A 23,187-nucleotide genomic window follows, 5' to 3' on the forward strand; every position below is an offset into this window, starting at 1 on the left:
ATGTCCCATGACCATCAGCCGAATCGACAGCAACGAGCGCCTCTCTGGCGCCGTCACCTTCAAGGATCTTGTATTTCTTTCGGGGCAGGTGCCGGGCGAAGGCCAGGACGTGGCGACACAAACCCGCGAGGTCCTGGCAAAGATCGATGCGCTGCTGGCCCAGGCCGGTAGCGATAAGGACCATCTGCTCAATGCGACTATTTATCTGAAGGATATCGGCGCGGGTTTTGCGCCGATGAATGAAGTGTGGTCCGCATGGCTATCCCCGGGCATGGCGCCAACGCGCACCACGCTGCAAGCGGAGCTGGCGCGGCCCAGTGTACAGGTGGAAATCAGCGTGATCGCTGTACGTCAATAATCCGAACAACCAACGGAGCATAACAATGAAAAAAATCCTGTTGAGCGGCTGCACCCTGGGGCTTTTACTCGGGGCACAGGCTTATGCGAACGAAGCACCGCTGGAGGGCGCGCTGAGCAAGATCGCCAGCAGCCGGTCCATCACCCTGGGCTACCGCGACGCATCGGTGCCGTTTTCCTACGTAGGGGATCAGAGCGGCAAGCCCATGGGGTATTCGGTGGAGTTGGCGAACAAAATCGTCGAGCGCATCCAGCAGAAAACCGGGGTGGCGGACCTCAAGGTCAAATACAACCTGGTGACCTCCCAGACCCGCATTCCCCTGGTGCAGAACGGCACCGTCGACCTGGAGTGCGGGTCCACCGGGGTGACGGCCGAGCGACAGAAGCAGGTGGCCTTCTCCTATGGCTTTATCTACGTGAAGGGCCAGTTGCTCACCGCCAAGGACAGTGGCATCCAGGGGTTCGACGACCTCAAGGGCAAGAACGTGGTGACCACTGCGGGCACCACCAACGAGCGCTTTCTCAAGAGCTATGACGCCGAGCACAAAACCAATATGTTCGTGATCAGCGCCAAGGACCATGGCGAAGCGTTCAAGATGCTGGAAACCGGCCGCGCGGCGGCGTTCTACATGGATGACGCGCTGCTGTACGGCGAGCGCGCCAAGGCCAGGGACCCGCACCACTGGGTGGTGGTCGGCAAGGAGCAATCGAGGGAAATCTACAGCTGCATGGTGCGCAAGGACGACCCGCAATTTCTGGCCGTGGTCAACGAGACGCTTGGCGACCTGTATCGCAGCGGGGAGATCAACGGGATTTACCAGCGCTGGTTTGAACAGCCGATTCCACCCAAGGGCCTGAACCTGGAATTCCCGATGACCGCTGAGTTGAAGGCGATTATCGCCAAGCCGGTCAGTGATCCGGTGGACTGATAACCCCGCCTGGATAGAGGTGGATGTGGGAGGGGGCTTGCTCCCACATTACCGGGATTAGTTTTACCAAACAGGCTTAGAAATCACCCCACAGTTGTTGGGCCACCGCCAGCGCCACCACCGGTGCCGTCTCGGTACGCAACACCCGTGGGCCAAGGCGGGCGGCATGGTAGCCGGCGCCTTGGGCGGTTTCGACTTCGGCGTCCGTCAGCCCACCCTCGGGGCCAATCAGGAAGGCCAGGCTCGAGGGCTTGGCATGGCTGACCAGCGGCGCCGCGACCGGATGCAGCACCAGCTTCAGGTCGGCCTCGGTCTGCTTCAACCAGTCCGCCAACAGCAGCGGCGGATGGATTACCGGCACCGTTGAACGTCCGCATTGCTCGCAAGCGCTGATCGCCACCTGGCGCCAGTGCAGCAGGCGTTTGTCGGCGCGTTCGTCTTTGAGGCGCACCTCGCAACGCTCGCTGAAAATCGGGGTAATGGCGTTGACGCCCAATTCGGTGGCTTTCTGGATCGCCCAGTCCATGCGCTCGCCCCGGGACAGGCCCTGGCCGAGGTGGATGTGCAGCGGTGATTCGGCCTGGCCTGCGAAACGTTCCGTCAGCTGCACGGTGACGCGCTTTTTGCCGACTTCCAGCAAGCTGCCCAGGAATTCCTGGCCGGAGCCGTCGAACAATTGCACGGCGTCGCCTTCCGTCATGCGTAGCACGCGGCTGATGTAATGCGCCTGGGCTTCGGGCAATTCGTGATCGCCGAGACTCAGCAGGGTGTCGGTGAAGAAACGGGACAATCTCATTTGTGTTCTCTGGAAAAGGGTCTGCAGAGCGGACGCGCAGCGTCCGGGGATGCGTTCCCACGCAGAGCGCGGGAACGATCAGTCAGCCGGGGTCGCGGAAGTCGGGGTGGAAGTTGTTGGGCACCGCCACGCTGACGCGGCTGTTGGTCGCAATATCGATGCCTTCGCTGGCCACCTCGGCGAGGAAGTCGATCTGCTGTGGCGTAATCACATAGGGCGGCAGGAAATACACCACGCTGCCCAGTGGCCGCAACAGCGCGCCACGTTCCAGGGCATGTTCGAAGACCTTCAGGCCACGGCGTTCCTGCCAGGGGTAGGCGGTCTTGGTGGCTTTGTCCTGGACCATCTCGATGGCCAGCACCATGCCGGTCTGGCGGACTTCCGCGACGTGGGGGTGGTCAACCAGATGCGCAGTCGCGCTGGCCATGTGCTGGGCCAGGGCCTGGTTGTTTTCGATGACGTTGTCTTCTTCGAAAATATCCAGGGTGGCCAGGGCCGCCGCGCACGCCAACGGGTTGCCGGTGTAGCTGTGGGAGTGCAGGAAGGCGCGCAGGGTGGGGTAGTCGTCGTAGAACGCGCTGTACACGTCTTCGGTGGTGACCACGGCGGCCAGCGGCAGGTAGCCGCCGGTGAGGGCCTTGGACAGGCACAGGAAGTCCGGACGGATGCCGGCCTGTTCACAGGCGAACATACTGCCGGTGCGGCCGAAGCCCACGGCGATTTCGTCGTGGATCAGGTGTACGCCGTAGCGGTCGCAGGCTTCGCGCAGCAGCTTGAGGTAGACCGGGTGGTACATGCGCATGCCGCCGGCGCCCTGGATCAGCGGCTCGACGATGACGGCGGCGACCGTTTCATGGTGCTGCGCCAGGGTCTGTTCCATGGCCTGGAACATAGTGCGCGAGTGTTCTTCCCAGCTCATGCCCTCAGGGCGCAGGTAGCAGTCCGGGCTGGGCACTTTGAGGGTGTCGAGCAGCAGCGCCTTATAGGTTTCGGTGAACAGCGGCACGTCGCCTACCGACATCGCGGCGATGGTCTCGCCATGGTAGCTGTTGGTCAGGGTGACGAAGCGCTTCTTGTTCGGCAGGCCCCGGTTGAGCCAATAGTGAAAGCTCATTTTCAGCGCGACTTCGATGCAGGACGATCCATTATCGGCGTAGAAGCACCGAGTCAGGCCCTCCGGCGTCATCTGCACCAGGCGCTCGGACAGCTCAATCACCGGCTGGTGGCTGAAACCGGCGAGGATCACGTGTTCAAGCTGGTCGACCTGATCCTTGATGCGCTGGTTGATGCGCGGGTTGGCGTGACCAAACACATTGACCCACCAGGAACTGACGGCGTCGAGGTAGCGCTTGCCTTCGAAGTCTTCCAGCCACACGCCTTCACCGCGCTTGATGGGGATCAGCGGCAATTGCTGGTGGTCTTTCATCTGGGTGCAGGGATGCCACAGCACCGCGAGGTCGCGTTGCATCCACTGGTTGTTCAAGCCCATCGGTTTTCTCCTCGAAGCGGTCCTGCGCACCACGCAGGCGAAACAATCGCGCAAGCCTATGCAATGGGCGGCCGTGTCACAACCCATTACGTGCGAATAGGCAGTAAACACAGGACGGTCTGTCACGTTTCTTCTGGATAGTCCTTAATCCCTTGTTAATTTAATCTGCCTACTCTCAATATCGTATTTCTCGATATTTCAAAGCAAAATTTTCCGCTTTAATTCGATAGGTAAATCGCTAGGCTTGGCACAGCTCTTACGGGATTAAGTACATGCAGCTACGCAATTCAGAGGCCCGCTATGGTTGGGTCAGTATGGTCTTGCACTGGGGCGTTGCCCTGGTGGTGTTTGGTTTGTTCGCCCTGGGCTTGTGGATGGTCGGCCTCGATTACTACAGCGCCTGGCGCAAAGAAGCTCCGGATTTGCACAAGAGCATTGGCATCACGCTGTTTGCCATCATGCTGGTGCGGATCGTCTGGCGCTTGATCAGCCCGCCGCCACCACCGCTGGCCAGCTATAGCCGCCTGACCCGTATGGGGGCCGCATTTGGCCACGCGTTTCTCTATCTCGGGCTGTTTGCCGTGATGATTGCCGGTTACCTGATTTCCACCGCCGACGGTGTCGGTATCCCGGTGTTTGGCCTGTTTGAAATTCCTGCCTTGGTTTCCGGTCTACCGGACCAGGCAGATACCGCAGGTGTGGTGCATTTGTATCTGGCCTGGGTGCTGGTGGTTTTCGCCGGTTTGCACGGCGTGGCTGCATTGAAACACCACTTTATCGATCGTGATGTGACCCTGACGCGAATGCTGGGGCGCAAAGCCTGATGTTCAACCTCGACTCACAAGGAATAGAAAGCATGTTGAAAAAGACTCTCGCCGCTCTGGCAATCGGTTCTGCCCTGCTGTCCGCAGGTTCGGCAATGGCTGCCGACTATGTGATCGACAAAGAAGGCCAGCACGCCTTCGTCGACTTCAAGATCAGCCACCTGGGCTACAGCTACATCACCGGTACCTTCAAGGACCTGGACGGCAAGTTCAGTTTTGACGCGGCCAAGCCCGAAGACGCCAAGATCGAAGTCAATGTGCGCACTGCCAGTGTGTTCACCAACCATGCTGAACGTGACAAGCACGTCAACAGCAAGGACTTCCTGGAGTCGGGCAAATTCCCGGACGCCAAGTTCGTTTCCACCAGCGTCAAGCCAACCGGCAAGAATGCTGATGGCAAGCAGACTGCCGATGTGGCGGGCGACCTGACCTTCCACGGCGTGACCAAGCCTATCGTGGTCAAGGCTACGTTCCTGGGCGAAGGCAAGGATCCATGGGGCGGCTACCGTGCCGGCTTTGAAGGGACCACCTCGATCAGCCGCAAGGAGTTCAACCCGGGTGGCATGGACGTAGGTCCACAGTCCGACGTGGTTAATCTGTACATCACCTTTGAAGGTGTGAAAGCGAAGTAATTTTCGCCTCGCATACAAAAATGCCCCGCATCTTTCGATGCGGGGCATTTTTTATGGGGCTTGAAAACTCAGCGGTTGCGGGTCAGCAGCGCTGGTTTTTCACCACGAGGACGGCCTGGCAGTTGATCCAACTGCTCGGGTGTCGGGAAGCGGTCGGCTTTGGACTCCTTGTGGATGATCTTCGGCGCCGGGCCACCACGCGGGTTCTGCACGGCAGGTTCAGACGAGCGAGGCTGGTCGTCACGGGCCGGGCGGCGGTTACGCGAATCTTCGCGACGGGCCTGGCCGTCACGTGATGCGCCATTACGTCCGCCATTGCGCTTGGCTGGTGGGGTGCCGGCGGTGCCGCCGCTGCTGTTGCGTGGGCCGTTCTGGCGGCCGCCTTGAGGCTGGCCGCTGCGCGGAGCGCCCGCGCCCTGTGCCGGAGCACCTGGGCGGCGGCCACGGCCTTGCGCCGGTTTGGCCTGAGGCACGTAGTCGACGCGGTTACCGAAGTTGTCGATATCGTCGTCCAGGAACTCGTCCGGAGCACGGTCGGCTGCGGCGCGGGGTGGCTGGCTCGGCTGGCGCTGTTCGCGGGCCGGGGTGCCTTCGCGGGGCTTCTGCTCGCGGGCTGGGCGTTCGCCACGGCCGTTGCTCGCGGATTTTTCCTTGCCCTTGTCTTTGCCCTTGTCGCGACGACCGCCGCCGCCGCCGTTCGGGCCATCGCCCTTAGGACCGCGTGGGTTGCGTGGGTTACGCACGTCCGGACGCTCGCGCGCTTCAGGCTTTTCAGCCTCTACGGCGCTGGCATCGAAGCCCATCAGGTCGCCGTCGGCGATCTTCTGCTTGGTCATGCGCTCAATGCTTTTCAGCAGTTTTTCTTCGTCCGGTGCAACCAGGGAAATGGCTTCACCCGAACGACCGGCGCGGCCGGTACGGCCGATACGGTGCACATAGTCTTCGTCGACGTTAGGCAGTTCGAAGTTGACCACATGCGGCAACTGGTCGATATCCAGGCCTCGGGCGGCGATGTCGGTGGCAACCAGGATGCGTACGGTGCCGGCCTTGAAGTCGGCCAGGGCCTTGGTGCGCGCGTTCTGGCTCTTGTTGCCGTGGATGGCGACGGCGGTGAGGCCGTGTTTGTCCAGGTACTCGGCCAGGCGGTTGGCGCCGTGCTTGGTACGGGTGAACACCAGCACCTGTTCCCAGGCGCCGGCGGTGATCAGGTGGGCCAGTAATGCACGCTTGTGGCTGGCGGCCAGGCGGAACACACGTTGCTCGATACGCTCGACCGTGGTGTTCGGCGGCGTGACTTCGATGCGCTCCGGGTTGTGCAGCAGCTTGCCGGCCAGGGCGGTGATGTCCTGGGAGAACGTCGCCGAGAACAACAGGTTCTGGCGCTTGGCCGGCAGGCGGGCGAGGACTTTTTTCACGTCATGGACAAAGCCCATGTCGAGCATGCGGTCGGCTTCGTCCAGCACGAGGATTTCGACGTGGGACAAGTCGACGCTGCCTTGACCGCACAGGTCGAGCAAGCGACCCGGGCACGCCACCAGCACGTCAACACCCCGGGACATGGCCTGAACCTGTGGGTTCATGCCGACGCCGCCGAAGATGCAGGCACTGACGAACTTCAAGTCGCGGGCATACAGCTTGAAGCTGTCATGTACCTGGGCTGCGAGTTCGCGGGTTGGGGTCAGGACCAGTACGCGCGGTTGGCGCGGGCCGTGACGCTGGGATTTGTCCGGATGACCGTTGGGGAACAACCGCTCCAGAATCGGGAGGGCGAAACCACCGGTTTTACCAGTACCTGTCTGTGCCGCAACCATCAGGTCGCGACCTTGCAACACGGCGGGAATGGCCCGCTGTTGCACCGGAGTAGGCTCGGTATAGCCCGCAGCCTCGATGGCGCGGACTAAAGCCTCGGAGAGACCGAGGGAAGCAAAGGACATGAGTAATCCTGTTTTAGTTAGGGCTTGGCCCAAAGGGATAATCTTGCCGGGCGTGAATGGCGCTTAGGGGAGCGCAACCCCGTCCGGTCCTGCTGCGTCTGGCGGGCACTCCACCGGCTCGCGCGGGCTGAAAGCTGCGCAGTAGCTGGGTTAGGTGCCTTTTTCAAGACCTCAGCGGCCGGGCGTAAGCCTGGCGGAAAGGCCGGAGTATAACAGAGCAATCACTGCGCGCTGCTTTCCTGCTGCTCAACGGTTCCTGCGGGCGTGGTAATCGGGGTGCTGTGTAGGTGGGCATCGCCGTATTTTGCGCTCAAGATGGCATAGGCCGGCTCTTGCTTGAAGCGCTTGAGCTCGGCGGCGAAACGTTGCACCAGCAGGTCCATGCCCGCGCCACGGCGTACGGCCAGAAATTGCTGCTGGCGACTGACCACCAGCGGTGCCTGGCTGACCTTGCCTTCCAGGCCCAGGTCCTTGATCACATGCATTCCCACGCGTCGGTCAGTGATCAGCAGGTCGATACGTCCCAGCATGAGTTTGCCGAAATTGGCTTCGTGGCTGGGGGCCGGCTCGCGGTTGAAGGCCGTGGAGTCACTGAAGGCGCTGCCATACAGGTAGCCTGGCGAGATGCCGACCGTCAGGCCGCGCAACTCGTCCAGGGTCTTGGCGGGGTGAGGGCGTTCGTTGGCGTAGAACAGCACGAATTCGACCTCCGATAACGGCTCGCTGGGGTAAAGCAGCAGCGCATCGCGGTCGTGGCTGTGGAAAATATCCAGCGCACCATCGGCGTGGCCTTGGTCGAGCATTGCCAGGCAGCGCTTCCAGGGCAGGAACTGCCATTGCACATCCACCCCCAGGCGCTGGAACACGGTCACCGTGGTTTCATAGTCGAGCCCGCGCATGGTGCCGTTGTCGTCGTAGACGTAGGGCGTCCAAGGCTCAGTGACAATGCGCAGCTTCTCGCCGTAAGCGGCCAGGCTCAGGCAAGCGAAAAGCGCAGCAGTCAACAGCTTTAAAATGACAGGCATGCCGGGAGATTACGACGCTCCAGCCCTAAAGAGAAGCTCTGGCACGCGCATTGGCGGCGCGAGCTATTTCGCCGCAGCGTCCATCAAGTGGGCATGGGCCTTGATCGGAGGTGGGGCGGATTTCGCAGTTCCGTGGCTACGTAAAACGACAAAGGCCCTCGTCTGGACGAGGGCCTTGGCACAACCGGGCAAGCGTTAGCGTGGCAGCTTGAGGTTGTTCCAGATGGCAAGGCTGGGTTCAGCCTGGTTCAGGGTATAGAAATGCAGCCCTGGCGCACCGCCTTGTAACAATTGTTCGCACATTTGCGTGATGACCTGTTCACCGAACGCCTGGATGCTCTTGACGTCATCACCATAGGCTTCCAGTTGCTTGCGCACCCAGCGTGGGATTTCAGCGCCGCAAGCGTCGGAGAAACGTGCCAGCTTGCTGTAGTTGGTAATCGGCATGATGCCCGGCACGATTGGGATGTTCACGCCCATGGCCCGTACACGCTCGACGAAGTAGAAGTAACTGTCGGCGTTGAAGAAGTACTGGGTGATCGCGCTGTCGGCGCCGGCATTGGCCTTGCGTACGAAGTTGCGCAGATCGTCTTCGAAGTTACGTGCCTGAGGGTGCATCTCCGGGTAAGCCGCCACTTCGATATGGAAGTGATCGCCGCTTTCTTCGCGGATGAAGCTCACCAGGTCATTGGCGTGGCGCAGTTCACCGCTGGCCATCCCCATACCGGACGGCAGGTCACCACGCAGGGCGACGATACGCTTGATGCCGGCTTGCTTGTATTGGGTCAGCAGGCTACGCAGGTCGGCCTTGCTGTCGCCCACGCACGACAAGTGCGGAGCGGCGGGAACTTTGACTTGGCTTTCCAGCTGCAGCACGGTGTTGATCGTACGGTCGCGGGTGGAGCCGCCGGCACCGTAGGTGCAGGAGAAGAAGTCAGGGTTGTAGCGGGCCAGTTGCTCAGCAGTGGCCATCAGTTTTTCATGCCCAGCATCGGTCTTGGTCGGGAAGAACTCGAAGCTGTAGCGACGGTCTTGGGACATGGTCGGATCCTTGGAAACTCAAAATGCCGGGAGGTGTACACCGTCAATGTGGGAGGGGGCTTGCTCCCGATAGCAGTCGTTCAGTCAACAGAGCTGTTGAATGTGCTACCGCCATCGGGGGCAAGCCCCCTCCCACATAAAGCCCGCTCTCCCGTGAGTAGAGAGCGGGCAGCAGGCAAATCAGTAGCGGTAAGCGTGCGGCTTGAACGGACCTTCAACGGTCACGCCGATGTAGTCGGCCTGGGTCTTGGTCAGTTGAGTCACAACGCCGCCGAAGCCGCGGACCATTTCCAGGGCCACTTCTTCGTCGAGTTTCTTCGGCAGTACTTCTACCGTCAGGCGCTCGGCTTTCTGGGCCGGCGACAGGTCGGCGTACTTCTGGCCGAACAGGAAGATCTGCGCCAGTACCTGGTTGGCGAACGAGCCGTCCATGATGCGGCTTGGGTGGCCGGTGGCGTTGCCCAGGTTAACCAGGCGGCCTTCAGCCAGCAGGATCAGGTAGTCGTCGTTCTGCGGGTCGAAATCGCCGGCACCGGTACGGTGAACCTTGTGTACCTGCGGCTTCACTTCTTCCCATGCCCAGTTCTTGCGCATGAAAGCGGTGTCGATCTCGTTGTCGAAGTGACCGATGTTGCAGACAACAGCACGCTTCTTCAGGGCTTTGAGCATGTTCGCGTCGCAAACATTCACGTTGCCGGTCGTGGTGACGATCAGATCGATCTTGCCCAGCAGGGCCTTGTCGATGCTCGCTTCGGTGCCGTCATTGACGCCATCGATAAACGGCGAAACCACTTCGAAGCCGTCCATGCAGGCTTGCATGGCGCAGATCGGGTCGACTTCGGAGACTTTGACGATCATGCCTTCCTGACGCAGCGACTGGGACGAACCCTTGCCCACGTCACCGTAGCCGATCACCAGGGCTTGCTTGCCCGACAGCAGGTGGTCGGTGCCGCGCTTGATGGCGTCGTTCAGGCTGTGACGGCAGCCGTACTTGTTGTCGTTCTTGCTTTTGGTCACCGAGTCGTTGACGTTGATGGCCGGGATTTTCAGCTCGCCCTTGGCCAGCATGTCCAGCAGGCGGTGTACGCCAGTGGTGGTTTCTTCGGTCACGCCGTGGACGCGGTCCAGGATGGCCGGGTATTTCTTGTGCAGCAGCTCGGTCAGGTCGCCGCCGTCGTCGAGGATCATGTTGGCATCCCAAGGCTTGCCATCTTTGAGGATGGTTTGCTCCAGGCACCACTCGTACTCTTCTTCGGTCTCGCCTTTCCAGGCGAATACCGGGATACCGGCGGCAGCGATCGCGGCAGCGGCCTGGTCTTGAGTCGAGAAAATGTTGCAGGACGACCAGCGTACTTCGGCACCCAGTGCAACCAGGGTTTCGATCAGCACGGCAGTCTGGATGGTCATGTGGATGCAGCCGAGAATCTTCGCGCCCTTGAGCGGCTGCTCAGCGGCGTACTTGCGACGCAGGCCCATCAGGGCAGGCATTTCGGATTCGGCGATAAAGGTTTCGCGACGGCCCCAGGCAGCGAGGGACATGTCGGCGACTTTGTAGTCGTTGAAATCTGCAGGCGTGTTGACAGCGCTCATGAAGAGCCTCCATTCGTAGTGTGCGAATGGGCGCCGTTGTGCGTTTAGTATCAGGCCAGGGCAACCAGGCCGGACAACGCCCCATCCGAGCCTGACAGGTTGAACCTGCTGCAGCGCCCCTCGGACAGGTGGCGGGAGAACGGTATCAATCGTAGATGACCGTTTTGAAACGGTGGCGATTATAGCCGTGTGCGCCTGACTTCCCAAGCCTTTCCGTCGGTCATATGAAGATCGCTCATGGGGTTGATAGGCAATGGCTCATAGAGCCAGAGCCCAGGCTCTGCCATGATGTCACCCATCATTCGGCAAGACGCTTTGGAGTGACCATGAACTTCCACACCCGCAAGTGGGTAAAACCTGAAGACCTCAACCCCAACGGCACCCTGTTCGGCGGCAGCCTGCTGCGCTGGATCGATGAAGAAGCGGCCATCTACGCGATTGTCCAACTGGGCAACCAGCGCGTGGTGACCAAGTACATTTCCGAAATCAACTTCGTCAGCGCTTCGCGCCAGGGCGACATCATCGAACTGGGCATCACGGCTACCGAGTTCGGCCGCACCTCCATCACCCTGACCTGTGAAGTGCGCAACAAGATCACGCGTAAAAGTATCCTCACCGTGGAAAAAATGGTGTTCGTCAACCTCGGCGAAGATGGCTTGCCTGCGCCCCATGGGCGTACCGAGATCAAATACGTGAAGGACCAGTTCCAGGACGACGCCGTCGCCGGGTAGGTGTTGAATCTTTACCGGGTTATTCCGTAAGGATCTTTGCGTGGCTCTCTTATCACTCAGGCCTACACCCTGTAGAGAGAGCCCCGTGTATGAAAGTGTCAACCTCGCCTGTCCAATCTTCGTTTCCTCAAGCGCTCGAACAGGAGGTGAAGACGCCTCTGCTCAAGGAGGTGGGCCCGCGCAAGTTAAGCCTTCATCGTTACAGCGATGGCCGCGTAAAAGTGGTTCTGTCGCCGCCGGCGGTGAGCCATCTTGTGCTCAGTGGTGGCGGTGCGAAGGGTATCGCTTTCCCCGGAGTGCTACAGGCGCTCGAGCAGGCCAACAAGCTCCCTGGCGTCAAAGTGATTTCCGGCTCATCGGCCGGAGCGATTTCCGCGACCCTGATCGCCAGCGGCATGGGCGCGCAGGCGTTCGGTGAGTTGTCGAACAGTATCGACCTGCCCAGCCTGCTCAATAGCCAGGACCCGGTGACGGCCTGGCTGCAAACCATCAGCTCCGAACTTGGCAAGCTCGCCGGGCGTCTGCCAGGCGCCGCCGGCAACATTTCCCAACTGCTGCTGACCCTGTTGCCGCGCCTGCAAACCGAGGCCTCGCCGCTGGAGGAGATGATACGCAACGAGTCGCGCAAGTCGATCCTCGCCCATATCGCCGCAATGCCCGGGGCCAAGCCGCCCGCCGAGGTGATGAAGATCGCCGCCAGGCTCAGAGCCGGTGGTGCGCCGACGTTCCGCGATCTGGAGGTGTTGAGCCGGCATATCCCGGCGATCAAGTCACTCAATATCACCGGCACGGGCATGTTCGATGGGCGGCCGCAGTTGGTTGTGTTCAATGCCAGCCTCACCCCGGATATGGACATTGCCCGGGCAGCACGTATCTCGGGTGCCTTGCCGGGGCTGTTCAAAAGCCCTGAGGAGCAAGGCCATGAATTCCAGGCACAGGCTCAGATTACGGCGTTTCAGGACGGTGGCCTGCTGGTCAATACGCCCGCGCCGGGGGTGATCGGCGGCGCCGTTGCGCAGGGCCCGTTGAATCGGCCCGAGTCGCTGGTCGTCGAGTTTGAGTCCGCAGCAGCAGGGCCGAAAAAAAGTGGGGGATTCTTCAGTCATTTGGTCGACCGCTTTACCGGTACGCCCCACGCCGCAGCGGGTGCTTATCAGGAGCAGCGACTCAAGGCGTATCGCGATCAGACGGTGACCTTGCCGCTGAAAACCAGCAAAGGTGACTTTCGCGGCCTGCTCAACGGTACGGTCAACTTCACCATGACCCCCGAACAGAAACAGGAGCTGCAGGCACGCAGCCGGCAAGCGGTCGCAGGGCATCTGGATCAGCGTGCGCAGGCGCGTGAAGCGCACGAGTTTCCTTCATTGGAAAGTGCGGTGCTGGCGATGGACGATGAACTGCTTGCCGGCGTGCAAACGGAACTCCAGAAAGACCCGGCTGCCGCACAGGTGCTGATGTTTCGCAGGCATGCACAACAAGCCTTGCACGCCTTGGACAGCGCCATCAGCGAGGCCAATCAAGCCGGTGGTGCCCTCAAGGTCACGCCCAAGGTGGCGGCAGCCTTGCGTAACCTGGACGCGCTGGCCCGTAAACCTGAGCACATCGAGTGGCTGGCGCAGCGCTTGAATGCGCCGGGCCAGCGCAACTTCCAGCAGTTGCTGCAAGTGGCTGCCAAACAAGCTTCGCCCCTGTCCAAAGTGATGAGCAGTGCCGTCGCTGAGATGAAAAGACGCGATATCGCGGTGAAAGCCGAGAATTTCACGCGTGAAGTGATTTACCCCTCAATGCACCGCCCGGGCCAATCGAAGGCCAATCTTGAGTTATTGCAGCGCTCGGCGCGTGACTTGGCCGATGCGACCACGCCCGCCGAGTTCAACCGCGTACTCGACGGCATCATTGAGCACTACGGTGCGCGCAATAAACCCTGGAGCAAGCCGGTCAGGTCGACCACCGTTGAAATGGCCAAGGCCTGGCGCATTCCGGTTTAAATACGGTGCCACTGAACAGCCATCGTTGCGGCGTGTCGTAGCTACAGGAACCCCCTAAGGACACTGTAGATCATGGCCACCCCCGAAGACGGCAAGACCCCCAACCTGTCGCAGGAAGAGCAGCAGGACGTAGACAAAAACCAGCCGCCCCGCGCGGCTGTGTTGCATGAAATCATCCGTACCCAGGGCGACCAGGAACTGGAGCGCAACGTTGCGGCGTTGTGGTGGTCGGCGCTGGCAGCCGGGTTGACCATGGGGTTGTCATTGATGGCCATGGGGCTGCTCAACTCGCGCTTGCCGGAGGGCGAAGCCTTCAAGGTCATCGCCAGTTTCGGCTATTGCGCGGGGTTCCTCGCGGTGATCCTGGCGCGCCAGCAACTGTTCACCGAGAACACCCTGACCGCCGTGCTGCCGGTGATGAGCAAACCTACGCTGAACAATGCGGGTCGGCTGCTGCGGCTGTGGTCCGTGGTGCTGGTGGGTAACTTGTGCGGCACCTTGCTGGTTGCCTACGTGATGCTTCACTTGCCGATCTTCGACAGCAAGACCGACCTTGCCTTCCTCGAGATCGGGCGCAAGATCATGGAGAACGACGCCGGCCAGATGTTCGCCAAGGGCATCGTTTCCGGCTGGATGATCGCCACCATGGTGTGGATGATCCCGTCGATGGAAAGCGCCAAGATCTGGATCATCGTTCTGATCACCTACCTGATGGCGCTGGGCGACTTCACCCATATCGTGGTGGGGTCGGCGGAAGTGTCCTACCTCGTGTTTGCCGGTGAACTGTCGTGGCATGACTTCTGGCTGGTATTTGCCGGCCCGACCCTGGCCGGCAACATCATTGGTGGCAGCTTCATCTTTGCGTTGATCAGCCATGCGCAGATCCGCAGCGAAGGCAGCCTGCCCCGCAAACAAGCTGCGGACCCAAGGCATCCGCAGCCCATCAACAAGGATCAGTGAGGTTCGGGTGTGGCCTCGGGTTCGCCCTGGGTCACATGCTTGACCAGCTTGCCGATGCTCAAGCCCTGCAGCAGGATCGATGACAGCACCACGATGTAGGTGATGCTCAGCAACAGGTCGCGTTCCGGGCCCAGCGGCAAGGCCAGGGCCAATGCCACCGAAACGCCGCCGCGCAAGCCGCCCCAGGTGAGAATGCGGATGGTGCCACGCGGCACGCTGCGCCAGCGACGCAGCAGCAGGATCGCTGGAGCCACCGTCAGCAGGCGCGACAGCAGGATCGCCACGGCCAGCAAGCTTGCCGCCAATACATGCAGCCAGTTGAACGGCAGCAGCAACAGCTCCATGCCGATCAGCGCAAACAGCAGGGCGTTGAGCATGTCATCGAGCAGTTCCCAGAAACCGTCCAGGTAGCGCCGGGTCATGTCGTTCATTGCCAGCTTGCGGCCCAGGTTGCCGATGATCAGCCCCGCGACCACCATCGCAATCGGTGCAGAGACGTGCAGTTCGGTGGCCATCGCCGAGCCGCCGATGACCAGGGCAAGGGTCAGCATCACTTCGACCTGATGCTGTTCAATGCTTTTGATCATCAGGTACACCAGGTAACCAATCAAGCCGCCGAACACCACGCCACCCAACGCCTCGTGGGCGAACAGCATGGCGGTGGCACCCACGGTGGGGGTTTCGCCCAACTGCGCGATGCCCAGCAATACGGTAAACACCACGACCGCTGTGCCGTCGTTGAACAGCGATTCGCCGACGATGGTGGTTTTCAAGGGTTTCGAGGCGTTGGCGGTACGCAGTACGCCGAGCACCGCAATCGGGTCAGTGGGCGAAATCAGCGCGCCGAACAGCAGGCAGTAGAGGAAGCTCACGTGCCAGCCAAACAGGGCAAAGATGTAATACGCCAGGCTGCCGATCACCACGGTAGCAATCAACACGCCGAAGGTTGCCAGCAGGCCGATGGGCCAGCGGTAACTGCGCAGGTCGTTCAAGTTGACGTGCAAGGCGCCGGCAAACAACAGGAACGACAGCATCCAGTTCATCAGCAAGTCGCCGAAGTCGATCTGGCCGATCAGTTGCTGGATGCGGTCTTCCAGGCCAGGGTAGCCAAGCACGCTCAACCCTTGCAGGATCAGTGAGAAGAGCAGGGCCGTGACCATCACGCCAATAGTGGGCGGCAGGCCGATAAAACGGAAGTTCACATAGGTGAGCAGTGTGGTGAGGCAAATGAAAGCGGCGACAAGTTCAAGCATCCGGGGTCCTTGGAAGTGGTTTGGATCGTTCGTCAATGGGTGGATGGACCGCAGCAGCGGTGGGATGTTGCAAGCGCTGGATAGAACCTTTTCGGTTCGACAGGGCTCATAGCGGGTGAGTGCGGTCGCGAATGTTTAGTGCTAAAACTCTAACCGCTGGTTAAAACAACAAAAGGAATCTGTGATGACGGTGGCATTCTGGTGTGTATTGATCGCGATTTTCCTACCTTACCTGTGCACGGGAGTGGCCAAGTTCAGCGGCGGCAAATTCGGACCGCGGCAGAACCACGACCCACGTGCCTTCCTGGATACCCTCGACGGGGTAGCCAGACGCGCCCACAACGCACAACTGAACAGCTTTGAGGTGACGCCGGCATTCGCCGCGGCGGTGATTATTGCGCACCTGGCCGGTACGGCGTCGCTGGTGACGATCAACGTGCTGGCCGTGTTGTTTATCACCAGTCGCCTGCTGTACATCATTTGCTACCTGGCGGACTGGGCGATGTTGCGTTCGCTGGTGTGGTTCGTGGGCATGGCGTTGATTGCGAGTTTCTTCTTTGTCTCGATCTGACGCCTGACGCAAACCCCTGATGTAGTGAGCGGGCTTGCCCCGCGCTGGGTGGCGAAGCCGCCCTAATCCAGGCACCGCGTTCTTCCAGGCAGAGCTCAGGTGCCTGGTTTGGGGCGGCCTCGCCATAGGTCAACATCAGGTGCCGGCAGGTGCGTCCGGCACCTGTGGCAATGCAGCACCTTTAGGCCACAACATCCAGATCTGTCCCTGCTGCTTCATGTTCCCGGCCAATTCACCCGCCGCATCCCCCGTGCCCCAGAACAAGTCCGCGCGCACTTCACCGGTGATCGCACCGCCCGTGTCTTGCGCGGCAACGGGCCTTGAGATCGGTGAACCATCGGGTTTGGTGGTCGACAGCCACAACAGGCTGCCGAGCGGAATGACCTTGCGATCAACGGCCACGCTATAACCGGCCGTCAACGGCACATTCAAAGAACCCCGTGGCCCTTCGTTACTGTCGGGGCGGGCGCTGAAGAACACGTAGCTGGGGTTGCTCGCCAGCAGTTCCGGAATGCGCTGTGGATGGGCCTTGGCCCAGGCGCTGATGGCGCCCATGGTCACGTCGTCTTTTTTCAGTTCGCCTTGCTCCACCAGCCAGCGCCCGATCGGGCGATAGGGGTAGCCGTTCTGGTCGCCGTAACCCACGCGTAGTTGGCGCCCGCCTGCCAGTTGAATACGCCCCGAGCCCTGAATTTGCAGGAACTGCAGGTCCATCGGGTTCGTCAGCCAGGCAATCGGCTTGGCGGTCGAGCCTTGGCTGTTGAGGGTGCCGGCGTCGTCATAGGGCTTGAGTACGCGACCTTCCAGGCGACCACGCAGGCGCTTGCCCTTGAGTTCGGGGTAGATACTTTCCAGGTTGACGATGATCAGGTCGTCCGGTACGCCATACACCGGCACATGGGCCGTGGCGGTTTCGGTCAGGCTGCCGGGGTAGACCGGCTCGTAGTAGCCGGTGATCAGGCCGTTCGGAGTGTTGTCGGCCGAGCGCAGGCCAAATACATCCAGGCGTTCCTTGAGAAAACCGCGAACCGCCTCGGCATTGCCCGGCACGCTCACTGCGGCCGCACAGGTCGCACCCCACACCGGGTCGGCCTTGAGGCGTTGGCAGGCACTGCGCCAGGATTCAAAACCGGCCAGCAGGTCGCTGTCGGACACGCTTGGCAAGGCTTCCCACGGCGCGCTCACATAAGTGGCGATGGCATGGGGTTTGGGGGCTTGCGGTTGATTGGCGTCTTTGCCGCCGTCACAGCCCGCCAGCAGCGCGATGATCGGCAGAGCCCACGCCAGGCGGCTCCAAGGTTTGAAGGTGAGATTCATATACAAGCAATTCCTGAAGCGGTCACCCGTGCATTCACGCCAGCGGGCAACCCTTATTATTAATAGGGCTATTGGTCTTTGCGGGCGGGGCGAGGATACTGGCCGCCGTTCCCGTGACCTTGAAGCCATCATGACTTTTAAAAAACTGACCGTGGTACTGCTGGCCTGCCTGACGTTGTCCGCCTGTGGCGGTGTTGATCCGAACTCGCCGCTGGGTCAGCGCAAGGCGATCTTCAAGCAGATGCTCAAGACCGGCGAAGACCTGGGTGGCATGTTGCGCGGACGCATTCCGTTCGACGGTGCAAAGTTTGCCGAAGGTGCGGTCAAGCTGGACGCGTTGTCCCACGAACCGTGGAAACATTTCCCAAGCGTGCGTGAAGAAGACCATACCAGCGCCAAGGATAACGTGTGGCAACAACAGGCCCGTTTTCAGGAACTGGCGCGTAACCTTGAGGCGGCCACCGGTGAGCTGGTGATCGCCAGCCAAGTCCAGCCTTACAAAGCCAGCAACCTGGGGCCCGCCGTACAGAAGGTCGAAGATGCCTGCACCGCCTGCCATAAGCAGTTCCGAGACCACTGACCGGTTTTATTTGTCGAGTTCTTCCACGGCGTCCTGCAGTTCTTTGCGCGAGTCGGCGAGCTTGTCCTTGCGCTTGTTGATCTTGTCGGCGTCGCCCTTTTTCATCGCCTTGTCGAGGTCGGCCTGACGGCGGCTGACTTCGTGCTTGGCGTCTAGCACTTTGTTTTCACGCTCTTTGCGCAAGGAGGCGTCAGTGCAGTGGGTGGTGACTTCGCTCAGGGCTTTTTCCAGGCCGGCCTGTTGCTCGCTGTTGCCGTGCACCTTGGCTTGTTCGATCTGCGTGCTGATGGCCTGGCGCTTGGCGGCGCAACCGGTGAGTGGTGAGTCTTCTTCGGCTGCCAGCAACGGTGTGGTCATGAAGCTTGCGGCGGTCAATAGGGCGAGGGGTGCGAATAAATTCATGTGGAACTCCAAAGTCGCGATCCGATGGCAGGATGAATTCTGCCGGGGTTAAAGGTAGTTGGCCTGGGTTCAAAACCCGTCTATTCCGGCCGTACGTAATGTTTGAGCCAGCGCCTGCACTTGCGGGTCGTGAAAAAAAGCGCTGAGTTGCGCGGCGCGACCCGGGCCTATGCCGTCGGTGGCGAGCCAGGCTTGTGTGTCCCGGGCAGCCAGGGTGTGCCAGCCGCCTTCCAGGTTGTTGCGTGCCGAGGGCGGTACGCCCAGGGCTTTGAGCCATTGTGCAAAAGGGCGTTGCCGGGCGCTGAGGATGTTGTCGAGCACCCGCGCACGGCTGCGCTCGCCGAAGCCGTCAATGTTAGCAAGCTCTGTCGCATCCAGGGTTAACCAATCGAGAAAGCCTGCGATTAGACCGGCCTGGATCAATATGTTCCAGGTCTCGCGGCCCATATGCGGTAAAGCCAGGCCCTGGTTGCTGCTGAGCCAGGTCAGGCGCGCGAGCAACTGCTCCTCGCAGCCGGGGTCCAGTTGCCAGCAGCTCAAGGCATGGAACGCGTGGGCGTCGGGCACTTGCACTTGCACCCGGGTCTTGTTGCGCAGGATGACTTCGTCCAATCGTGGGATCACCTGGCCGGCCAGGCTGATGGACACCTGGTCTCCGGGGCGGATATCCAGGGTTTGCCAGCGCATGAGGGAGCCGACGCTGACCCGGCTGATCTGCCGATCATCCAGGCGCACGGGTTCCAGTTCCAGAATGGGAGTGATGCGCCCCGTGCGACCGATCTTGAATTGCACCTTGCGGACCAGTGCCAGGGCCTTGGCGGCCGGGTACTTCCAGGCGACTGCCCAGTAAGGTGCGGCGACTTGCCAGCGTTCGGCGGGTGCGCGCGCGGCCTGGTGCAACACCACGCCATCGCTGGCGAAGGGCAGAGGTTGGTTGTACCAATAAGTGCGCCAATGCGCGGCTTCGCTGATGTGTTTGATAGGGTGGCTGTAACGTTCGCTGTCGCTGAAACCCCAGCGTGCCAGGGTCGCCAGGCGCTCGGAGAAGCTGGCCGGGCCTTCTGGCCAGGCCCAGACGAAAAGGCCGATTCCGGCGGCTTCGACGTCACTCAACTGGTGGCGGTTCATCAGGCCGGCTACTTTGCTGCGGGCATTGAGCCCGCCCTGTGCCGACTGCACGTGTGCATCCAGGCGCCAGTAAAGCTCGCCTTGCAACACGACATCGATGGGCTCCGGCAGTTGCTGGACGATCGCGGCGATCTTGCTGGCGGAGGCGGACCAGTCCTGGCCGAGCACGCCATCGCCGCGACTGATGACTTGGCTCAAGCGCCCGTTGCGATACACCAATGTAACCGCCACGCCGTCGACCTTGGGTTGAATCCAGACGTCTTGGCGGTGCCCAAGCCAGTCGCCGACGGCCGATTCATCCAGCAACTTTTCGAGGCCGGTGTGTACCACCGGATGAGGCTGCGTGCCCCGTGAACTGGCCAGGGGTGAGTCGGTGTCCGATGTGGGTTGGGGAAAACATTCGCGCCACCGGCTCAGGCGCTGGCGGGCCTGGTCGTAGAGCTCGTCACTGACGGGGGATTGGCCGAGGCGGTGGTAACGGTCATCCCACAGGTGTATTTGCCTGGCCAGGGTGTCGAACTGTGAGCGGGTCCGGTCGGTGCAGTCTTCGGCCGTGGCCCAAAAAGGTAGAGCACTCAGCAGTAAAACCATCAGCAAGCGCATCATGAGCATCCTTGCTCGAAAAGGGTGCCCAGCCTAAGTGATCCACGCAGCCACAAAAAAGCCCCGAACGAGCGGGGCTTTTTACTGGGTGTTTCGGCTTACTTGAACAGCCCGCCCAAGGCTTTCACCGCGTCGTTGTTCTGTGCCTTGGCCTGCTGCTTTTGCTGGCTGGCGTCGACTTTGGCCTGGGATTCGGCGAGTTTGTTGCAACCTTTGTTGACTTGTTCCAGCGCAGCCTCAAAGGCCTTCACTTTCAAAACGTCGTTCTGGGCGTTGGCGGCATCGATCTTGGCTTGCAGGTCTTTGGCGTGTTGCTGGCAATCGCCGGAATTACCGCCGCCCAGTTGGGAGCTCAGGGCACCGCTCAATGCGCTCAGGTCTGCGGCGTGAGCCGGCAGGGTGAACAGGCTGAGCAAAAGGGCGGCAGGGGCGAGCGTGGAAATGCGCATGAAAAACCTCAATGTTCGATTGCCTGCGCGCTTATCCGTCCCGGGCGGGCGCAGTGCAATATCCAGATGGAGGTGAAGGGCCCGAGAGGGCGCGGATTCTAGAGGGCCATTATTTGGCCTGCAAGGTTTGGATCCAAAATATTTGACCGTTGTGCGTAAACCTGCGGGCAATAAAAAGCCCCGCCGGGCTAACCGGCGGGGCCTTGGGTACTGCGAGCGATTACAAACCGGCAGCGGTGCGCAGGTCGTTGGCGCGGTCGGTTTTTTCCCAGGTGAAGGTGGTGAAGGTGTCGTCGCCGACGGTCTTCTGTGCAGGTGTACGGCCGAAGTGGCCATAGGCTGCGGTTTCCTGGTACATCGGATGCAGCAGGTCGAGCATGGTGGTGATCGCGTAAGGGCGCAGGTCGAAAATTTCGCGTACCAGCTTGATGATCTTGTCGTCGCTGATCTTGCCGGTGCCGAAAGTATTCAGCGAGATCGATGTAGGCTGCGCTACACCGATGGCGTAGGACACTTGAATCTCGCAACGCTCGGCCAGGCCGGCGGCGACGATGTTCTTGGCCACGTAACGACCGGCGTAGGCCGCCGAGCGGTCAACCTTGGATGGGTCTTTGCCCGAGAACGCGCCACCGCCGTGACGGGCCATGCCGCCGTAGCTGTCGACGATGATCTTGCGACCGGTGAGGCCGCAGTCGCCCACCGGGCCACCGATGATGAACTGGCCGGTCGGGTTGATGTGGAACTGGGTGTCTTTGCTCAGCAATTCGGCAGGCAGCACGTGCTTGACGATCAGCTCCATCACGCCTTCACGCAGGTCGGCGTAGGACACGTCCGGGTTGTGTTGGGTCGACAATACAACAGCGTCGATACCGACCACCTTGCCGCCGTCGTAGCGGCAGGTCACCTGGGACTTGGCGTCCGGGCGAAGCCATGGCAGCAGGCCGGATTTACGGGCTTCGGCCTGGCGCTGTACCAACTGGTGCGAGAAGGTGATCGGCGCCGGCATCAGCACGTCGGTCTCGTTGCTGGCGTAGCCGAACATCAGGCCCTGGTCGCCCGCGCCTTGATCTTCCGGCTTGGCACGGTCCACGCCCTGGTTGATGTCGGGGGACTGCTTGCCGATGATGTTCATCACGCCGCAGGTGGCGCCGTCGAAGCCGACGTCGGAGCTGTTGTAGCCGATGTCGGTGATCACATCACGGACGATCTGCTCCAGGTCGACCCAGGCCGAAGTGGTCACTTCGCCAGCGATGATCGCTACACCGGTTTTCACCAGGGTCTCGCACGCCACGCGGGCGAACTTGTCTTGAGCAATGATGGCGTCCAGCACCGCATCAGAAATCTGGTCGGCGATTTTGTCCGGATGCCCTTCAGACACGGACTCGGAGGTGAAAAGGGAGTATTCGCTCATCTCGATGTTTTCCTGATATTTACCGATGGTGAGTGTCGCCAGCCGGTCGCTGAAAGTGGCGAACCTGGATCTGGAAACCATTACGTAAACCTACATAGAGGCTTTCCCCGGGAACGAGTCCCGCAGCGGTGGCCCAACGGGCCAGATCGTCCTGTTCAAAACCCAACCAGAGATCACCGCAGGCCTCCCTGGCCCAATTCTGGTTGTGGCTGCATAGATCCGTAACCAGCAGGCTACCGCCGGGGTGCAGCAACCCGGCCATTTGCTTGAGGGCGTCGGCGGGGGCAGCGAAATGGTGCAAGACCATATTCAGTACCACGCAGTCGGCCCGCAGGCTGGTGTGATTCAGGGCGTCAGCCAACTGCAGGCTGACATTGCCCAGTGCCTCGCGCTCGCATAACTGGCGCGCCAGCTCGAGCATGGCCGGGCTGTTGTCCAGCGCAGTGACCTGCTTGAAGCGGCGCGCCAGCTCCGGCAGGAAACCGCCATCGCCGGGGCCGACTTCCAGTGCGCTCGCCTCTTCACTGAAGCTCAGCTTGTCCAACAACGCCAGTACGCTCTCGCGGTACTGGGGCAAACCGGCGATCAGGTCCTGCTGGGCGCGAAACTTCTCGGCTACCCTTGAGAAAAAGTCCTGGCTGGCAGCGGCGCGTTGCCCGTGCACTTGAGCGATACGCGACTGTACATCCGACGGCAACCCGAGGTTGTCCACTTCCTCCAGCAAGGCCGCGTGCAACTTGCCGCCGAGCAGCTCGGTGTGGGGCAGGGCGCGGCGGTAGAAGATCGCATTGCCTTCACGGCGGGTGGCCACCAGTTCGGCCTGGGCCAGCACCTTCAAGTGGTGGCTCATGCCCGACTGGCCGATGGCGAAGATCTGCGCCAGTTCCAGTACGCCGAAGGAGTCGTTGGCCAGTGCACGCAATACGTTCAGCCGCAACGGATCGCCAGCGGCCTTGCACAAGGCTGCCAGTTCATCGCCGTCGTCGGGGCGCAGGGAGGGCACGGGTAGGTTCATAAGGCCAGCAGTCTAGTGGTGGGGGGAGGTCCCCGCAAGGTCAATATCAAAAAGTTTTGATATTGAACGATAAGTGGCGGTTATAAGCAGTCGGTATAGTCTTGGGACGAACCGGTGAAAGGTTTCTGCAGGCGATTGCCGCTTAAAGCACAGGAAAAACAC

22 protein-coding genes and 1 riboswitch are annotated in these 23,187 nt (G+C 61.0%); of the genes, 9 read left to right on the top strand and 13 right to left on the bottom strand.

From position 1 onward, the window contains the following. Positions 1 to 7 precede the first annotated feature (7 nt). Positions 8 to 358 (top strand): RidA family protein, encoded by a 351-nt coding sequence (locus JBE38_RS12685; RefSeq protein ID WP_060753430.1) that lies wholly within the window; start codon positions 8 to 10, stop codon positions 356 to 358. Positions 359 to 383: 25 nt separating this feature from the next. Beyond that, a complete protein-coding gene (locus JBE38_RS12690) occupies positions 384 to 1,286 on the top strand; it encodes a transporter substrate-binding domain-containing protein (protein WP_205344396.1) in 903 nt (300 codons plus the stop codon). 76 nt (positions 1,287 to 1,362) lie between these two features. On the opposite strand, the gene JBE38_RS12695 is transcribed toward JBE38_RS12690, so the two are convergent. Then, complete coding sequence (locus tag JBE38_RS12695; RefSeq protein WP_205344397.1) at positions 1,363 to 2,082, bottom strand: 16S rRNA (uracil(1498)-N(3))-methyltransferase; 720 nt, start codon at positions 2,080 to 2,082, stop codon at positions 1,363 to 1,365. An 82-nt stretch (positions 2,083 to 2,164) separates the two neighbouring features. Beyond that, the gene (locus JBE38_RS12700; protein WP_060753427.1) at positions 2,165 to 3,571 is read right to left on the bottom strand and encodes an adenosylmethionine--8-amino-7-oxononanoate transaminase; all 1,407 of its coding nucleotides are present in this window, start codon (positions 3,569 to 3,571) and stop codon (positions 2,165 to 2,167) included. Positions 3,572 to 3,843: 272 nt separating this feature from the next. Here JBE38_RS12700 and JBE38_RS12705 point away from each other — a divergent pair, with 272 nt between their 5' ends. Both JBE38_RS12705 and JBE38_RS12710 read left to right on the top strand, forming a co-directional pair. Then, positions 3,844 to 4,395 (top strand): cytochrome b, encoded by a 552-nt coding sequence (locus JBE38_RS12705; protein ID WP_060753426.1) that lies wholly within the window; start codon positions 3,844 to 3,846, stop codon positions 4,393 to 4,395. Positions 4,396 to 4,427: 32 nt separating this feature from the next. Beyond that, the gene (locus JBE38_RS12710; RefSeq protein WP_060753425.1) at positions 4,428 to 5,027 is read left to right on the top strand and encodes a YceI family protein; all 600 of its coding nucleotides are present in this window, start codon (positions 4,428 to 4,430) and stop codon (positions 5,025 to 5,027) included. A gap of 68 nt (positions 5,028 to 5,095) precedes the next feature. Here JBE38_RS12710 and JBE38_RS12715 read toward each other — a convergent pair whose 3' ends face one another. From JBE38_RS12715 to ahcY, 4 genes are all read right to left on the bottom strand, one after another. After that, positions 5,096 to 6,961, bottom strand: coding sequence for a DEAD/DEAH box helicase (locus JBE38_RS12715; protein ID WP_205344398.1), 1,866 nt, complete (start codon positions 6,959 to 6,961; stop codon positions 5,096 to 5,098). 221 nt (positions 6,962 to 7,182) lie between these two features. After that, positions 7,183 to 7,986 carry a substrate-binding periplasmic protein gene (locus JBE38_RS12720; protein ID WP_205344399.1) on the bottom strand — a complete coding sequence of 268 codons (804 nt, stop codon included), beginning with the start codon at positions 7,984 to 7,986 and terminating at the stop codon, positions 7,183 to 7,185. A 195-nt stretch (positions 7,987 to 8,181) separates the two neighbouring features. After that, a complete protein-coding gene (gene metF, locus JBE38_RS12725; protein ID WP_060753421.1) occupies positions 8,182 to 9,027 on the bottom strand; it encodes a methylenetetrahydrofolate reductase [NAD(P)H] in 846 nt (281 codons plus the stop codon). A 180-nt stretch (positions 9,028 to 9,207) separates the two neighbouring features. Continuing rightward, complete coding sequence (ahcY, locus tag JBE38_RS12730) at positions 9,208 to 10,617, bottom strand: adenosylhomocysteinase (protein WP_060753420.1); 1,410 nt, start codon at positions 10,615 to 10,617, stop codon at positions 9,208 to 9,210. A gap of 21 nt (positions 10,618 to 10,638) precedes the next feature. After that, positions 10,639 to 10,745: riboswitch (S-adenosyl-L-homocysteine riboswitch) on the bottom strand. Between the two features lie 198 nt (positions 10,746 to 10,943). Here ahcY and JBE38_RS12735 point away from each other — a divergent pair. From JBE38_RS12735 to JBE38_RS12745, 3 genes are all read left to right on the top strand, one after another. Next, positions 10,944 to 11,348, top strand: coding sequence for an acyl-CoA thioesterase (locus JBE38_RS12735; protein ID WP_060753419.1), 405 nt, complete (start codon positions 10,944 to 10,946; stop codon positions 11,346 to 11,348). Between the two features lie 89 nt (positions 11,349 to 11,437). Beyond that, entirely contained in the window at positions 11,438 to 13,336 is a 1,899-nt protein-coding gene (locus JBE38_RS12740; RefSeq protein WP_205344400.1) for a patatin-like phospholipase family protein, read from the top strand. A gap of 72 nt (positions 13,337 to 13,408) precedes the next feature. After that, complete coding sequence (locus tag JBE38_RS12745; RefSeq protein ID WP_060753417.1) at positions 13,409 to 14,296, top strand: formate/nitrite transporter family protein; 888 nt, start codon at positions 13,409 to 13,411, stop codon at positions 14,294 to 14,296. Here JBE38_RS12745 and JBE38_RS12750 read toward each other — a convergent pair. Then, positions 14,290 to 15,549 carry a cation:proton antiporter gene (locus JBE38_RS12750; protein WP_060753416.1) on the bottom strand — a complete coding sequence of 420 codons (1,260 nt, stop codon included), beginning with the start codon at positions 15,547 to 15,549 and terminating at the stop codon, positions 14,290 to 14,292. The two genes, JBE38_RS12745 and JBE38_RS12750, sit on opposite strands and share 7 nt — an antisense overlap. Positions 15,550 to 15,733: 184 nt before the next feature. Between JBE38_RS12750 and JBE38_RS12755 the strand changes: the two genes are divergently transcribed. Continuing rightward, a complete protein-coding gene (locus JBE38_RS12755; protein ID WP_205344401.1) occupies positions 15,734 to 16,120 on the top strand; it encodes an MAPEG family protein in 387 nt (128 codons plus the stop codon). A 135-nt stretch (positions 16,121 to 16,255) separates the two neighbouring features. Here the strand turns inward: JBE38_RS12755 and mltA are convergent, their stop codons facing one another. Further along, a complete protein-coding gene (mltA, locus tag JBE38_RS12760; RefSeq protein ID WP_060753414.1) occupies positions 16,256 to 17,437 on the bottom strand; it encodes a murein transglycosylase A in 1,182 nt (393 codons plus the stop codon). A 130-nt stretch (positions 17,438 to 17,567) separates the two neighbouring features. Between mltA and JBE38_RS12765 the strand changes: the two genes are divergently transcribed. Then, on the top strand, positions 17,568 to 18,017 hold the full coding sequence (locus JBE38_RS12765; protein WP_064454500.1) for a c-type cytochrome: 450 nt from the start codon (positions 17,568 to 17,570) through the stop codon (positions 18,015 to 18,017). 6 nt (positions 18,018 to 18,023) lie between these two features. Here the strand turns inward: JBE38_RS12765 and JBE38_RS12770 are convergent, their stop codons facing one another. From JBE38_RS12770 to JBE38_RS12790, 5 genes are all read right to left on the bottom strand, one after another. Continuing rightward, positions 18,024 to 18,419 (bottom strand): DUF1090 domain-containing protein, encoded by a 396-nt coding sequence (locus JBE38_RS12770; protein ID WP_205344402.1) that lies wholly within the window; start codon positions 18,417 to 18,419, stop codon positions 18,024 to 18,026. 69 nt (positions 18,420 to 18,488) lie between these two features. After that, the gene (gene ligB / locus JBE38_RS12775) at positions 18,489 to 20,153 is read right to left on the bottom strand and encodes an NAD-dependent DNA ligase LigB (protein ID WP_205344403.1); all 1,665 of its coding nucleotides are present in this window, start codon (positions 20,151 to 20,153) and stop codon (positions 18,489 to 18,491) included. A gap of 95 nt (positions 20,154 to 20,248) precedes the next feature. Then, positions 20,249 to 20,599 carry a hypothetical protein gene (locus JBE38_RS12780; RefSeq protein WP_060753410.1) on the bottom strand — a complete coding sequence of 117 codons (351 nt, stop codon included), beginning with the start codon at positions 20,597 to 20,599 and terminating at the stop codon, positions 20,249 to 20,251. 220 nt (positions 20,600 to 20,819) lie between these two features. Further along, positions 20,820 to 22,010 (bottom strand): methionine adenosyltransferase, encoded by a 1,191-nt coding sequence (metK, locus tag JBE38_RS12785; RefSeq protein WP_060753409.1) that lies wholly within the window; start codon positions 22,008 to 22,010, stop codon positions 20,820 to 20,822. A gap of 19 nt (positions 22,011 to 22,029) precedes the next feature. Next, positions 22,030 to 23,025 carry an ArsR/SmtB family transcription factor gene (locus JBE38_RS12790; RefSeq protein ID WP_060753408.1) on the bottom strand — a complete coding sequence of 332 codons (996 nt, stop codon included), beginning with the start codon at positions 23,023 to 23,025 and terminating at the stop codon, positions 22,030 to 22,032. Positions 23,026 to 23,187 lie beyond the last annotated feature (162 nt).

This window comes from Pseudomonas sp. ICBG1301, from assembly GCF_016918385.1.
GTDB lineage: Bacteria > Pseudomonadota > Gammaproteobacteria > Pseudomonadales > Pseudomonadaceae > Aquipseudomonas > Aquipseudomonas palleroniana.